This window comes from Paenibacillus sp. FSL R5-0749 (assembly GCF_038595085.1).
Taxonomy (GTDB): domain Bacteria; phylum Bacillota; class Bacilli; order Paenibacillales; family Paenibacillaceae; genus Paenibacillus.
Genome location: NZ_CP152005.1, coordinates 2409185 through 2423592, shown reverse-complemented (window position 1 = coordinate 2423592; position 14408 = coordinate 2409185). Strand labels below are relative to the sequence as shown.

At 47.1% G+C, this 14408-nt stretch carries 14 protein-coding genes; all 14 read right to left on the bottom strand.

Annotated features, from left to right (window positions below):
- Positions 1–55 precede the first annotated feature (55 nt).
- Complete coding sequence (trmD, locus tag MKY85_RS10870) at positions 56–823, bottom strand: tRNA (guanosine(37)-N1)-methyltransferase TrmD (protein WP_339241534.1); 768 nt, start codon at positions 821–823, stop codon at positions 56–58.
- Between the two features lies 1 nt (position 824).
- Positions 825–1337: a ribosome maturation factor RimM gene (gene rimM, locus MKY85_RS10865; RefSeq protein ID WP_339241531.1), complete on the bottom strand. Its 513-nt coding sequence runs from the start codon at positions 1335–1337 to the stop codon at positions 825–827.
- Between the two features lie 330 nt (positions 1338–1667).
- The gene (locus MKY85_RS10860) at positions 1668–1898 is read right to left on the bottom strand and encodes a KH domain-containing protein (protein ID WP_024630185.1); all 231 of its coding nucleotides are present in this window, start codon (positions 1896–1898) and stop codon (positions 1668–1670) included.
- 23 nt (positions 1899–1921) lie between these two features.
- Complete coding sequence (rpsP, locus tag MKY85_RS10855) at positions 1922–2194, bottom strand: 30S ribosomal protein S16 (protein WP_017689219.1); 273 nt, start codon at positions 2192–2194, stop codon at positions 1922–1924.
- A 53-nt stretch (positions 2195–2247) separates the two neighbouring features.
- Entirely contained in the window at positions 2248–3624 is a 1377-nt protein-coding gene (gene ffh / locus MKY85_RS10850) for a signal recognition particle protein (RefSeq protein ID WP_253433704.1), read from the bottom strand.
- Between the two features lie 69 nt (positions 3625–3693).
- On the bottom strand, positions 3694–4044 hold the full coding sequence (gene ylxM / locus MKY85_RS10845; RefSeq protein ID WP_339241527.1) for a YlxM family DNA-binding protein: 351 nt from the start codon (positions 4042–4044) through the stop codon (positions 3694–3696).
- A gap of 262 nt (positions 4045–4306) precedes the next feature.
- Positions 4307–4954 (bottom strand): hemolysin III family protein, encoded by a 648-nt coding sequence (locus MKY85_RS10840; protein ID WP_253433701.1) that lies wholly within the window; start codon positions 4952–4954, stop codon positions 4307–4309.
- A 144-nt stretch (positions 4955–5098) separates the two neighbouring features.
- A complete protein-coding gene (gene ftsY, locus MKY85_RS10835; RefSeq protein ID WP_339260408.1) occupies positions 5099–6112 on the bottom strand; it encodes a signal recognition particle-docking protein FtsY in 1014 nt (337 codons plus the stop codon).
- A 112-nt stretch (positions 6113–6224) separates the two neighbouring features.
- Positions 6225–9794 carry a chromosome segregation protein SMC gene (smc, locus tag MKY85_RS10830; protein WP_342572566.1) on the bottom strand — a complete coding sequence of 1190 codons (3570 nt, stop codon included), beginning with the start codon at positions 9792–9794 and terminating at the stop codon, positions 6225–6227.
- 370 nt (positions 9795–10164) lie between these two features.
- Complete coding sequence (rnc, locus tag MKY85_RS10825) at positions 10165–10869, bottom strand: ribonuclease III (RefSeq protein WP_091031948.1); 705 nt, start codon at positions 10867–10869, stop codon at positions 10165–10167.
- A 13-nt stretch (positions 10870–10882) separates the two neighbouring features.
- The gene (gene fabF, locus MKY85_RS10820; RefSeq protein ID WP_062833763.1) at positions 10883–12121 is read right to left on the bottom strand and encodes a beta-ketoacyl-ACP synthase II; all 1239 of its coding nucleotides are present in this window, start codon (positions 12119–12121) and stop codon (positions 10883–10885) included.
- A gap of 176 nt (positions 12122–12297) precedes the next feature.
- Positions 12298–12531, bottom strand: a complete 234-nt coding sequence (gene acpP / locus MKY85_RS10815; RefSeq protein WP_024630176.1) for an acyl carrier protein — start codon at positions 12529–12531, stop codon at positions 12298–12300.
- A 152-nt stretch (positions 12532–12683) separates the two neighbouring features.
- Positions 12684–13433, bottom strand: a complete 750-nt coding sequence (gene fabG, locus MKY85_RS10810; protein WP_017689228.1) for a 3-oxoacyl-[acyl-carrier-protein] reductase — start codon at positions 13431–13433, stop codon at positions 12684–12686.
- Positions 13434–13470: 37 nt separating this feature from the next.
- A complete protein-coding gene (gene fabD / locus MKY85_RS10805; RefSeq protein WP_342572565.1) occupies positions 13471–14403 on the bottom strand; it encodes an ACP S-malonyltransferase in 933 nt (310 codons plus the stop codon).
- Positions 14404–14408 lie beyond the last annotated feature (5 nt).

Below are 14408 nucleotides of genomic sequence, written 5' to 3'. Positions count from 1 at the left end.
CCTTTTGGAATGGCGAAAATTATATTAATGTGCATATAGATTATGATACGTCTATTTACTCTGTATTATTTTTACGGTTTGAGCGTATCTTTTTCAACCAAATTCGCTCTTTATCCGTCAAATCAGCCGTTTCCAACATTTCCGGTCTGCGCTCTAACGTACGAAGCAACGACTGTTCCCTGCGCCACGCCTCAATATTCAGATGGTGCCCAGACAATAACATATCCGGTACTTTCATGCCCCTGAACTCGGGTGGACGTGTGTAGTGCGGATATTCCAGGAGTCCAGTACTGAATGAATCCGTTACGGCGCTTGTCTCATTTCCAAGCACACCTGGGATCAGACGTACGATGCTGTCAATCGCAACCATGGCAGGTAGCTCCCCACCCGTGAGTACGTAATCCCCAATGGATAGTTCATCCGTCACGAGAAATTCGCGAATTCGCTCATCGTAACCTTCATAGTGTCCGCATATAAAAATCAGATGATCTTCCTGAACAAGTTCTTCTGCTTTTTTTTGTGTAAACGTCTCACCTTGCGGACACATTAGAATGATACGTGGAGGTTTCATCGTTGCCGCAGCTTCTCCGCGTTGCTCCAGAACATCTTCCACAGCAGCAAAGATGGGATCTGGTTTGAGCACCATGCCTCCACCCCCGCCATAAGGAGCATCATCTACTGTATTGTGTTTATTGGTCGCATAATTACGGAAGTTGGTTGCACCGAGGGATACCAGTCCCTTCGTTTGAGCTTTGCCCAGAATGCTTGCACCGAACACACCGTCAAACATCTCAGGGAATAGCGTTAATACATCCACTTTCATGTTACAGCAGCCCTTCCATCAGGTGAATCTTCACTTGCTTCTGTTCGATGTCCACATCAAGCACGACATCATCAATAACAGGAATCAGCACTTCTTTGCCAGCCGGCGTTTTGACAACCCATACATCATTCGCACCAGGAGTCAGGATTTCAGAGATGGTTCCGAGCGTTTCACCCTCTTCGGTGATGACAGAACAGCCAACGATTTGATGGAAGTAATATTCGCCTTCCTCCAACTCAGCCAGGTTCTCTTTTAATACTTTGGCCATACCGCCTTTAAACTTCTCTACTTCATTAATATTGCCATATTCTTTCAGACGAAGAATATACATATTTTTATGCAAACGTGCAGATTCCACATTAACCATCACTGGATGGTTATCTGGTGTAAAGAAAAACAACTCCGCATTTTTCGCGAAACGTACTTCCGGGAAATCGGTTAAAGGCATGATTTTCACCTCACCGCGAATTCCATGCGTATTAACGATTTTACCTACATTCATAAACTCTGCCATATTTCCTCCTACAATCCATTCATATGGTACTCATATTTGATGATCTTCCTGCGACCGTTCCGGTGGCGGATCGTTCCTCGGATCGCTGTTATCCCCTGATTTTTTTAATTATTTTTAAATGTTAAAATCCGGTGATAGCGTATGCTTCCGATGTAGCTTTCTTTCAGAAAGCTTTAAGGCGAACGCTGACGCTTCTTCAGAATCGATTCCGTCCCCTTCACTACTTCCGCAAATAATCATACTTGACGAACTACTTCAATCATATTATTTAAGTTTCAGCATGCACGAAAAGGGGCTAGGACATGCATCCTAACCCCCTTTCGTATATCTTTAAGATATGATATCAACGGTAACCCGTTTATCCATCTTAACTGCTGCTGATGTGACGACCGTACGAAGTGATTTTGCGATTCGTCCCTGTTTACCAATTACCTTCCCGACATCGTCAGGATGAACGGTTAACTCATAAACGACAAGCCGGTCTTTCTCAACCGTCCGAACCGCCACATCTTCCGGATGATCGACTAAAGCCTTAGCAATTATGCTTACTAATTCTTCCATAGATGACCCTCCGAATCAGCACTTTATTTAGATAATTTAGACTCGTGGAACTTCTTCATCACGCCCGCTTTGCTAAGCAAGTTGCGGACAGTGTCAGATGCTTGTGCACCGTTTTGAAGCCATGCCAATGCTTTATCTTCATCGATCTTAACAACAGCCGGTTGTTCAACCGGGTTGTAGTAACCGATCTCCTCGATAAAACGACCGTCACGTGGGGAACGGGAATCCGATACCACTACGCGGTAGAAAGGAGCTTTGTGAGCACCCATACGTTTCAGACGAATACGAACTGCCATTTGAAAATTCACCTCCTTCAATGAAATCTGTATATGATCCAGCTTCGCTTAAATCAACGGAAAGGAAACTTCATTCCTTTGCCCATACCTTTAAGCTGCTTCATCGCTTTATTTTTACCGCCTTTAGGTCCCATCATATCCGAGAACTGTTTCATCATGCGGCGCATCTCATCAAACTGCTTGATCAGACGATTTACTTCAGCCAGAGATGTTCCGCTTCCGGTAGCAATACGCTTCCGACGGCTATGGTTGATCAAGTCCGGGTTGCGTTTCTCTTCGGTCGTCATTGAGTATACGATCGCTTCGATCCGGCCCATCTGTTTATCATCAACCTTCAGGTCCTTGGCTTGTTTCATCTTGCCCATGCCGGGAATCATATCCATGATCTGATCGATTGGTCCCAGCTTTTTCACTTGATCCATCTGCTCCAGGAAATCTTCAAACGTGAATTCTGCATTACGCATCTTCCGTTCCATTTCCTTGGCCTTATCGGTATCAATGTTTAATTGTGCTTTCTCTATCAGAGATAACATATCTCCCATACCGAGAATCCGCGAAGCCATACGTTCCGGGTGGAACGGCTCCAAAGCGTCAAGTTTCTCTCCAAGGGAAGCAAACTTGATTGGGCACCCCGTAACGGCTTTGACAGAAAGTGCAGCACCACCACGAGTATCGCCATCCAGCTTCGTCAGGACAACCCCGGTCAGATTAAGCTGCTGGTTAAAGTGTTCTGCTACGTTAACCGCATCCTGACCTGTCATGCTGTCCACCACAAGCAGTACTTCATCCGGATTCACTACGCTGTGAATCTGGCGAAGTTCTTCCATCAGCTCTTCATCAACATGCAGACGTCCTGCTGTATCGATAATAACATAGTCATTACCGTTATCTTTGGCATGTTGAAGACCTTGACGTGCGATCTCCACAGGGCTTGTCTGATCACCCAGTGTGAATACCGGCGCTTTGATCTGCTCGCCAAGTACTTGCAACTGTTTGATCGCTGCCGGACGATAAATATCTCCTGCAACAAGCAATGGTCTGCTGTTTTGCTTTTGCAGCATTTTAGCCAGTTTACCCGAGGTGGTTGTTTTACCAGCACCCTGCAAACCAACCATCATCAGCACCGTAGGCGGTTTGTTCGCTTTAGCCAGTTTGGCCTGGCTTCCACCCATCAAATCCGTCAGTTCCTTGTTAACGATGTCGATGATGACCATTCCTGGCGTGAAGCTCTCCATCACTTCTTTGCCAACAGCCTTCTCTTTCACCTTGGCGATGAATTCCTTGACCACTTTGAAGTTTACATCCGCTTCGAGCAATGCCAGACGTACCTCGCGCATAGCCTCGGCTACATCTTCATCAGACACCTTGCCTTTGCCGCGCAGCTTGCTGAACACATTCTGTAATCGGGTCGTTAATCCTTCAAATGCCATGATCCCACCTCCTTAAGCTTTATTACTGTTTTTAAGACCGATACGTTCCACTGAGCCGTTATAATCTTCTCATTCGCTGAGCTGAGCAACGATATCGTGTATTTGTTTGTTGTCATCAATGGAGACGCCTGCGCGTTCCAATGCATTTTGCAAATCTTCAAGATTGCGATTACGCCGTTCATGCTTTTCCAACAAGCCCAGCTTGCTTTCGTAATTCTCCAGCACTTGTTCGGCACGCTTGATATGCTCGTATACCGCCTGGCGGCTGATCTCAAACTCGGCTGCTATTTCACCAAGTGAAAAATCGTCATGAAAGTAATACTTTAGAAAAGTCTGCTGTTTCTCGGTAAGTAACAATTCATAAAAAGCAAACAGCAAGTTAATCCGGTTTGTCTTCTCAAGCCGGTTTTCTTGACTCACATCGGGGCACTCCCTTCGTCAAGGAAAAACACTTTACACTCTTGCAACGTTCCTAATAATACCTAAAACAAATCAGGTTGTCAAGCAAAAATACTTGTCACAATAAAAACAGCTTTGATGATATGTTATTTCGATGTTTGACAGGTGATATATACCTTATTTCACAACAAGCAGATCCTATCTTTACCTGTACGAGATCACCTCTATGTAAAAGAAAAACGAACGCGTCTCAGTCCGTGGAGATGCATCCGTTTATGGCGTTCTAGCGAAGTGGTGTCAGGTACAACAGTACCATAAAGAAATGAAGAATGCTGCCTGCCAGTACAAAGAGATGCCATATCGCATGATGGTAAGGGAATCCACGCCACACATAAAAGAGTGTACCCAGTGTATACATCAGGCCTCCAGCAACCAGCAACACAATTCCGCCTGTAGGTATGGCAGCCATCAGCGGTTGCCAGGCAATTACGATGAGCCAGCCCATCGCAACATAGAAAATCGTGGACATGAACAGAAACCTTTTCGTGAAAAACGCCTTAAAGATCACGCCGAATAATGCGATTCCCCAGATTATGCCGAACAGGGTCCACCCAAGTGTACCGCGAACAGCAATAAACAACAGCGGAGTGTATGATCCCGCAATAAACAAATAAATGGAAGAATGGTCGAAAATCTCAAATAAATCTTTCACTTTTCCATCTTTCCATGCATGTACGAGAGTAGAACTTGTATAGAGCAGCAACATGGTGATCCCATAGATCGTGAAACTGACCACATGCCAAGCCGTTCCTTTTATACTAGAAAATACAATCAATATCACCAGTGCAGCCACACTGAGTGCAGCGCCGATTCCATGTGTCACCGCATTGGCGACTTCTTCACGGCGAGAATAGGTATGAGTATTGGCCATTTCAACCGTCCTTTCCAGCCCTTTAGCATTGCCTGCTTTATTCCCATTATACACGTATTGCCAGTGACATTACACGTGACACTTATCACGTCTATCACTGGCAATTACGCTTAACGCTATGAATTTATCTTAATTAACATGGTTCTACGAGTTCGTTTCCTCTTCTTCAGCACTTTCAGCTGGTTGCTCTTGGATCAATCCGGCGAACAAGGCATGAACGAACTGCTCTGAATCAAATTGTTGCAGATCATCGATCTTTTCACCCAGTCCCACAAGCTTCACTGGCAAATCCAGCTCCTGACGAATTGCTACAACGATCCCGCCTTTGGCTGTTCCATCCAGTTTCGTTAGTACGAGGCCGGTTACGCCGCTTTTCTCACCGAAAAGTTTAGCCTGATTCAAAGCATTTTGACCTGTGGTCGCATCCAAAACCATCAGCACTTCATGCGGAGCATCCGGAATTTCACGTTGGATGACACGATAGATTTTGTTAAGCTCGTCCATCAGGTTAGATTTGTTCTGCAGACGACCTGCTGTATCACAGAGGAGAACATCGGCACCCCGTTGTTTTGCTGCCTGCACCGCATCATACATAACCGCTGCCGGGTCAGAACCGGATTGCTGTTTGATCACATCGACACCGGCACGTTGTCCCCATACTTCCAGCTGTTCGATGGCTCCGGCACGGAACGTATCTCCAGCGGCCATGATCACTTTTTTACCTTGCTGTTTAAATCGATGCGCCAGCTTGCCAATTGTCGTTGTTTTACCAACACCGTTAACACCAACAAACAAAATGACAGTAATGCCGTCCGGGTTCATTTTCAGCTCGTTATTCTGTTCACCACGAAGAAGATCCGTCAGTTTCTCAGACAATACAGGCTGCAGCTCAGCCGCATCCTCAATTTTGCGTTTTTTCACCTCAGCGCGCAGGTCTTCGATCAGATTCATGACCGTATTCACGCCAACGTCTGCTCCAATCAAAATCTCTTCCAGTTCTTCATAGAACTCTTCATCGATTTTTTTGCGGCGGATCACGAGATCCGAGACTTTCTCCACTAGCCCTTTACGTGTCTTTTCCAATCCATCCTTGAACTGTTTGGTAACTGACTCTGTTTTGTTTGCAATGCTGTCTCTCAGCTTTTTAAAAAAACTCATAAAGCCCCTCCATCGTGTACATAATCTAGCGCTATGCAATAATGCTCAATCTAAATGAATTTTAATATTTAATGATGATAATGAGTTCATAGGTCCTACAGCCTTGGATCGATCAGGCAATGACCGCTTCCTCATCTTCCAGTTTAACCGAAACGAGCTTGGATACTCCGCCCTCTTCCATTGTGACACCATACAGCACATCAGCCTCTTCCATCGTACCCTTACGATGGGTAACAACGATGAACTGTGTCTGTTCGGAGAATTCACGCAAGTACTGGGCAAAACGGACCACGTTAGCTTCGTCTAGCGCTGCCTCTACTTCATCCAGTACGCAGAATGGTACAGGTTTGACGTGCAGAATGGCGAATAACAAAGCCATTGCCGTCAAAGCCCGCTCCCCACCGGATAACAGTTGCAGGTTTTGCAGTTTCTTGCCTGGTGGCTGAGCCACAATATCTATTCCCGTTTCAAGCAAGCGCTCCGGGTCCATCAGAACAAGGTCAGCTCGTCCCCCGCCAAACAGCTTGGTAAAGACGGTACCGAACTCACGGCGGATTGCATCGAACGTGATCTTGAATCGCTTCGCCATCTCGTCTTCCATTTCCCGAATAACCTGATACAACGTTGTTTTGGCTTCCACCAGGTCATTCTTCTGTTCACTCAGGAACTCGTATCGCTCATTGACGCGCTGGAACTCTTCAATCGCTCCCAGGTTAACATCACCCAGGGCGGATATACTGCGCTTCAGCTTCTGTACCTCTGCCTGTGTATGCTCTACATCTTCCGGCACCGGATAACGCTCTTTGGCCAGTTCATAACCCAGTTCGTATTCGTCCGTCAGCTTTCGAAGTATATTTTCCAGCTCAACATCCAACCGGTTCACGGAAATTTCGGTCTGTCGCATCTGCTCTTCCACAGCTTTCAACTGCGTGCGCTGTTCCTTCGTTTCACTCTCGGCAAGCTCAAGCTTTTTCGACAACTCACTTCGGGCAGCACGTTTGAAGTCCAGTTCTTGAGAAGCTTCCGCTTTTTTCAGCTTGTACTGGTTCAGATCTTCAATCTGCTTAACACTCTCGGTCTGTGTTTTCTTGAGATCTGCTTCCATCGAAGCTAACAAGGTGCGATTCTGACGAAGATCTTTGACCAGCGACTCCACTTCCCGCTCCAGACGTCGCAATTGTTCCCCATTGGAGAATCGCTCCTGATCGAGCTTGCCTTCCCGTACTTTCAACTCGGTGAGTTGGCTCTGCAATTCTTCCTTCGCGGATTCATTGGCTTTCCGAGCAAACTCGGCTGCATGAATGGCACGATGAGTCGCTTTTTCTTCTTCTTCAAGCTGCTCCAGCTTCTTCACAGCGACGATGCGAGCCGTATCCAGCTCTTTGATCTCTTCGGTGAACCCGCTCTTCTCCTGCCCGGCAACGGCAACCTGTTCAAGCACGTGGCGAAGCTCATGCTCTACTTGCTTCATTTCCATCGAAGCCTGCTGTTCTGCATTTCGAGTATCGTCACCAGACTGGCGAAGTTCATCCAGTTTGTCCTGACACTGCTCCAGTTGAACTTTTACATCATCCACACTGCGATGCAGTTTCACAATTTGATTTTCGGTATCCAAAATATCCTGATCGAGCTGGTCTAACTGCCGTTTACGACTGAGCAGACTCACATTTTTTTTGTGCTGGCTACCACCTGTCATGGAACCACCCGCATTAACCACGTCGCCTTCAAGCGTCACGACCCGGAAACGATACTGGCAGCGAGCCGCAATTTTATTGGCCACCTCCAGCGTTTCGGCAATAATAACATTACCCAGTAGGCTGCCAATGATCGAAGCATACTTGGATTCGAATTGTACAAGATCAGCACCAATCCCCACAAAACCTTCCATACCTTCGATCATGGAACGTTCAGCCGCTCCAATGGCACGAGGACGAATGACATCGAGAGGCAGGAACGTTGCACGTCCCAACTGGCGCTGCTTCAGGAAAGCAATCGCCTGTCTGGAAACTGATTCATTTTCCATGACCACATGCTGCAAGGACGCTCCCATTGCTGTTTCTACCGCAAGTTCGATCTTCTCGGGAACTTTAACGAGTTCAGCCACAGCTCCATGAACACCGCTCAGCGTACCTTTACGCGAAGCCTTGAGGACCTCCTTGACACCCAGCATGAATCCGTCAAAATCATCCTGCATCTCTTTCATTGTATCGCGGCGGGAAACTTGAGCTTCACGCTTTTGTTCCCATTTACGGACCGTGCCCCGACTTTCTTCGAGCAGCTTCTGCAGTGACTGGAGTCGTTCACTTTCCGTAATATAACCACCACGTAGATCACTGATTTCTTTGCCCAAACGAACAACTTTTTTCTCAATGTCCGCTTTGCGACTTTCCAGTGTCTCTTTCTGTTCTTCCCACTTGCCTGATTCCTCAGCCGCGCGATTCATTCTGCGCTCCAGCGTTTCTTTCTGCTGATCCACATAACGAATTTCATTTCGTGTCTGAGCCATCTGATTCATCAGTTCCAGCAAGTTGCCTTTGAGGCTTTCCTCTTGCTGCTGGCTAATACCCCCTGTGACACCGATGAGTTTGGCTTCTTCCTGCGACAACTGATTTCTCACATCATTCAGTTCATGCTCAAGCTTGCCAAACTTCTCACGCAGTGCAATCAGCTCGGTTTCCCGTTCGCGATGTCTCTCTTCACTGGCGGCAAGCGTTACTTTGAGTTGCTCCTGATTCGTTTGCAGATGGTGCGAGCGCTCCCTGAGCAGTTCTCCAAGGCCTTCACTTTTCTCCGTCGCTTCACTGAATTGCAATAAGGCGGATTGCAGTTGCTCTGTCTCTGTTTCCAGGATACGCAGCACATTCCGATCATTTTCCAGCTTGGCATCATGCGTAGAGACAATCGCCGCCAGTCCAACCTCTTCCTGTTTTAGCGATTGCAGCCTTTCGTTGGCCTTACTCCAAGATGCATGAATCTGTTCGATCTGGTACACATACATGGAAATTTCCTGTGATTTGAGCTGCGAACGAAGTTCTTTATAATGGATCGCTTTCTCCGATTGTTCCTTCAAGGGTCCAATCTGATCCTCCAGTTCGGTCACCAGATCATGAATACGCAGTAAATTCTGCTCTGTCTCATCCAGTTTGCGCGTAGCATCCCGCTTACGGGATTTATATTTAACGATACCTGATGCCTCTTCAAAGATGCCCCTGCGATCCTCTGAACGGGTACTCAGAATCTCTTCAATTCGTCCCTGTCCAATGATCGAGTAGGCTTCCTTACCGATACCGGTATCCATAAACAACTCCGTAATATCCTTCAAGCGACAAGATTGTTTATTAATAAAATATTCACTATCTCCGCTGCGATGTACACGACGAGTCACCGTCACTTCACCGAAATCCAGTGCAAGTGCATGATCCTCGTTATCGAGTGTTAGCGACACTTCACCAAAATTAACAGCCTTCCGTGCATCACTACCTGCAAAGATGATATCTTCCATCTTGCCACCACGCAGCGATTTGGCACTTTGTTCCCCCAGAACCCAACGGATTCCGTCCGATATATTACTCTTGCCACTTCCGTTCGGACCTACAACAGCCGTAATGCCACGAACGAATTCCATCTCCGTTTTGTCGGCGAATGACTTGAATCCACCCAATTCAATCCGTTTTAAAAACATAGGGTTTCTCGTCACCTCCTCTTGCAAATTTCAAGTATTGCATTCCAGCGCCAAAATAAATTGACCATTGTTATTACACATGACTACTTCGATTGCAGTACCATCCTCCGATCGCCCTTATCCCCAGATTTTCTTGATCCCCTTATCCAAGGGAAAAATCCGTTGATAAATGCGCACGCTTCGCTTCTTCAGATTGGTTCTGCACTCTTCGTTTTGTGTAAAATAAGGTTTAACTTATTAGTTAACGATCAGGCTAACTCCCCCTGAACCTCTTTACAAAAAAAAGAGCAAAAAGCAGTCCGGCCGATTACTTCCGCCGGGGCGGACCCGCGGGCTGCTCTTTGCTCTTCGTTTGTCTATGCGCTATCGGTTAAGCTCCGGCTTCCGGAAGCTTCAGTCGATCAAGTGCTGCAGATGCAGCCTGTTGTTCCGCTTCCTTTTTGGAACGCCCTGTACCTCTGCCAAGCCGTTCTTGACCCATATGGACCTCCGAGACAAACTCACGTTCATGGGCAGGTCCCCGTTCCTCAACGATACGGTATTCCAAAGCTCCCATATTGTGATGCTGAGTCAGTTCCTGCAGTTCCGTTTTGTAATCACTCATTTGCAGCTTGCTGCCCAACACGATTAATGGAAAGACATGCTGGTCGAGAAATGCCCGGACAGGCGCAAGCCCCTGATCCAGATACAATGCACCAATGAAAGATTCAAACACATCCGCCAGCAGAGCCGGCCGTGTCCGTCCTCCCGTTAGTTCCTCACCTTTACCAAGAAGTACATACTGACCAAAACCCAACGCTTCAGCAAATTTGACGAGGGAAGGCTCACAGACAATGGATGCCCGCAGCTTAGTTAATTCGCCTTCCGGACGGTTAGGATACAAATGATACAAGTATTCCGATACAGTCAGTTCCAGCACGGCATCGCCCAGAAACTCCAGACGCTCGTTGTCCTGATGCTGACTGAACCGGTGTTCGTTTACATAAGAAGCATGGGTAAACGCTTGTTTTAAAAGCTGCCTGTTGTCAAATTTGATTTGAAGTTTATGTTGTAACTGCTTCAGATCTTCACTCAAACGAACTAGCCCCTTATGCTTCAAATTTTTTGAGAATAATGGTGGCATTGTGACCGCCGAATCCAAATGAATTGGACATGGCAATATTGACTTTAGTTTGACGTGGAACATTTGGAACATAATCCAGATCACATTCCGGGTCCTGATTTTCCAGGTTGATCGTTGGTGCCAATGTCTGATGTGTCAGTGACAATCCGCAGATAACCGCTTCTACACCACCAGCAGCGCCAAGCATGTGGCCCGTCATGGATTTCGTGGAACTCACTGCGAGCTTGTACGCATGATCACCAAACGCCTTTTTGATCGCAAGCGTTTCAGATCTGTCACCTACAGGAGTTGAGGTTCCGTGTGCATTAATGTAATCCACTTCTTCAGGTTCAATACCCGCATTGCGAAGTGCCATCTTCATGCAACGTGCTGCTCCATCCGGATCTGGTTCTGTCATGTGATGTGCATCGCCTGTCAGACCGTAACCGATCACTTCACCATAGATGCGTGCACCACGTTTTTGAGCATGCTCCAGGGATTCCAGAATCAGAACACCAGCGCCTTCGCCCATAACAAAACCATCACGTTCTGTATCAAAAGGACGGCTTGACTTCGCAGGATCATCATTACGTGTAGACATTGCGCGCATAGCACAGAACCCTGCAAGACCCGTTGGTCTGATTGTTGCTTCCGCACCACCACAGATCATGGCATCTGCATCACCATTGGCAATCAACTTGAAGGAATCTCCGATGGAGTGTGTACCTGTTGCACAAGCGGTAACCACGTTAATGTTGGGACCTTTGGCACCAAGAGAGATGGACATTTGGCCTGAAGCCATGTTGGAGATCATCATGGGAATAAAGAATGGGCTTACCCGTTTTGGACCTTTTTGCAACAATGCATTATGTTGGTCCTCCCACGTACCCAATCCACCAATACCTGATCCGATGGATACACCGAAACGCTCTGCATCAATATTCTCGTTAATTTTCAGACCACTGTCTTCAACGGCTTTGAAGCCGGCTGCCACAGCGAACTGTACAAAACGGTCCATTTTGCGAGCATCCTTGCGATCCATATATTCTTCCGGGTTGAAATCCTTGATCTCAGCTGCAATCTGTGTCGTGTATTCACTAACATCAAACGCCTCAATCTGAGAGATTCCGGACTTTCCTGCCATTAAACTGCCCCAGAACGTTTCCAAATCTTTTCCGAGCGATGTCATTACGCCCATTCCGGTAATTACTACTCTTTGTTTCAAACCGAGTCACCTCTATATCGACTGCATTACGCAAGTATTTTGTGGGAATATCCGCAAACAGACATCTATTCAACCAAGATAAGCCTGCTTGAGTAGAGTTGCTTGCGGAATGAGAAAAACCAATGAATGATGAGAAGTCCCGCCTGTTCGAAAACATGTGCGGGACTAAAATGACTTTAGGTATGAGATTGTATGTAGTTTACAACTTCACCTACGGTCGTGATTTTTTCTGCATCTTCATCAGAGATTTCCAAATCAAATTCATCTTCCAATTCCATGACCAATTCCACTACATCCAAAGAATCAGCACCCAAATCTTCTTTGAAAGATGCTTCAAGTGTAACTTCAGCTTCGTCTGCGCCCAAGCGGTCGACGACGATGCGTTTTACACGCTCCAATACATCGGACATCCGGTTCACCTCCTTCTTTGGTATTATACGAGAATCGCAGGCAAAATGCCATAGAAGACATATGCGGCTCCCGGCCGGGGAACCCGGCCTTTTTCCGGCATTTCGGATCGTCCAGCGCCTGTTCCCCGACTATTGTTCAAGTCCGGGAAGAATTACATGTACATGCCACCATCGACATGCAGCGTCTGCCCTGTCATATAAGATGAAGCCTGTGAAGCCAGGAAAGTGACTACACCGGCAATTTCATCCGGCTGACCCAAACGGGACAACGGAATACCACTTAGCATACCGTCCACCAGCTCCTGGGACAACTCTTTTGTCATATCCGTCTCAATGAAACCTGGTGCAACACAGTTGACTGTGATTCCACGAGAAGCCAGTTCACGAGCAGATGCTTTCGTCAGGCCAATAACTCCTGCCTTCGCAGCAACATAGTTCGCTTGTCCAGCATTACCGAGCACACCTACAACCGAGGAGATATTGATAATTCTTCCCGACCGTTGTTTCATCATTGGACGTGTAACCGCCTTAAGGCAGTTAAACACACCTTTGAGATTGGTTTCAATAACCTGATCGAATTCTTCCTCTTTCATACGCATGATCAGATTATCACGGGTAATACCGGCATTGTTCACCAGAATATCAACGTTGCCCCAAGCTTCAAGTGTAGCTTTGACCATTTGTTCAGCTTCATCCATCAGGCCCACATTGGCTTGAAGTGTAATCGCCTTGACTCCTTTGGCACGAATCGCTTCCGCCACTTCCTCAGCTGCCGCTTGGCTACCCGCATAATTCACGGCTACGTTCGCTCCAGCTTCAGCCAGTGCCAATGCAATACTGCGTCCAATGCCCCGGGATGCCCCGGTAACGAGTGCATTTTTACCTTCTAATGGTTTAGACATAATCATTCCTCCTTTCCCCAAATCTAATCCCTGCTAATCACTTCAACGCACTTGCCGTTGCTTCGAGCGTTTCAAGACTGTTCACATTGTACAGTTTTACGGTTTTATCTGTTTTTTTAATCAAACCGGTCAATACACTGCCAGATCCAATCTCGATGAACGTATCCACACCCTGCTCAATCAGCCATGTCACACTGTCTTCCCATAATACAGGAGAATAGACCTGAGCTGTCAACAATTCCCGAACCTGTCCATCCTCTGCAGGTCTTGCAGTCACATTAGCGACTACAGGAACCGCTGCCGGTGAGAACGTAACGGTTTTCAGTTTCTCTTCCAGCTTCTCAGCCGCACCCTTCATCAGTGAAGAGTGGAACGGTCCGCTTACTTCCAAAGCAATGGCGCGTTTACCGCCTGCTTCTTTCACTCGTTCCGCGACAGCAGCTACGCCTTCCTTCACACCAGAGATGACGATTTGTCCCGGACAATTCATGTTGGCAAGTTCAACCGCATGACCAGTTTCAGATACGTCACGGCAAAGCACCCCCAGCGCTTCCCGATCCGCACCAAGCACAGCAGCCATCGCTCCTTGTCCACCCGGTACTGCCTGTTCCATATACTGACCACGCGCCCGCACAGTGCTCACAGCGTCAGCAAACGAAAGAACGCCCGCTGCCACCAGTGCACTGTATTCTCCCAGACTGTGTCCAGCCATATAGTCTGGCTGAATTCCTTTTTCTTTGAAAGCTTCAAGCAAGGCAATACTTGCTGTCAACAGAGCCGGTTGTGTATTTGATGTCTGTTTCAACTCAGTCTCTGGTCCTTCAAATACAAGGTTGCTCAGCGAGAAACCCAATGTTTCATCTGCTGTGCGAAAAATTTCAGTTGCCGCAGGCACGGACTCATACGCGTCCTTAGCCATGCCTACAGCCTGTGATCCCTGTCCGGGAAATACAAATGCTATTTTACCCATCTCAT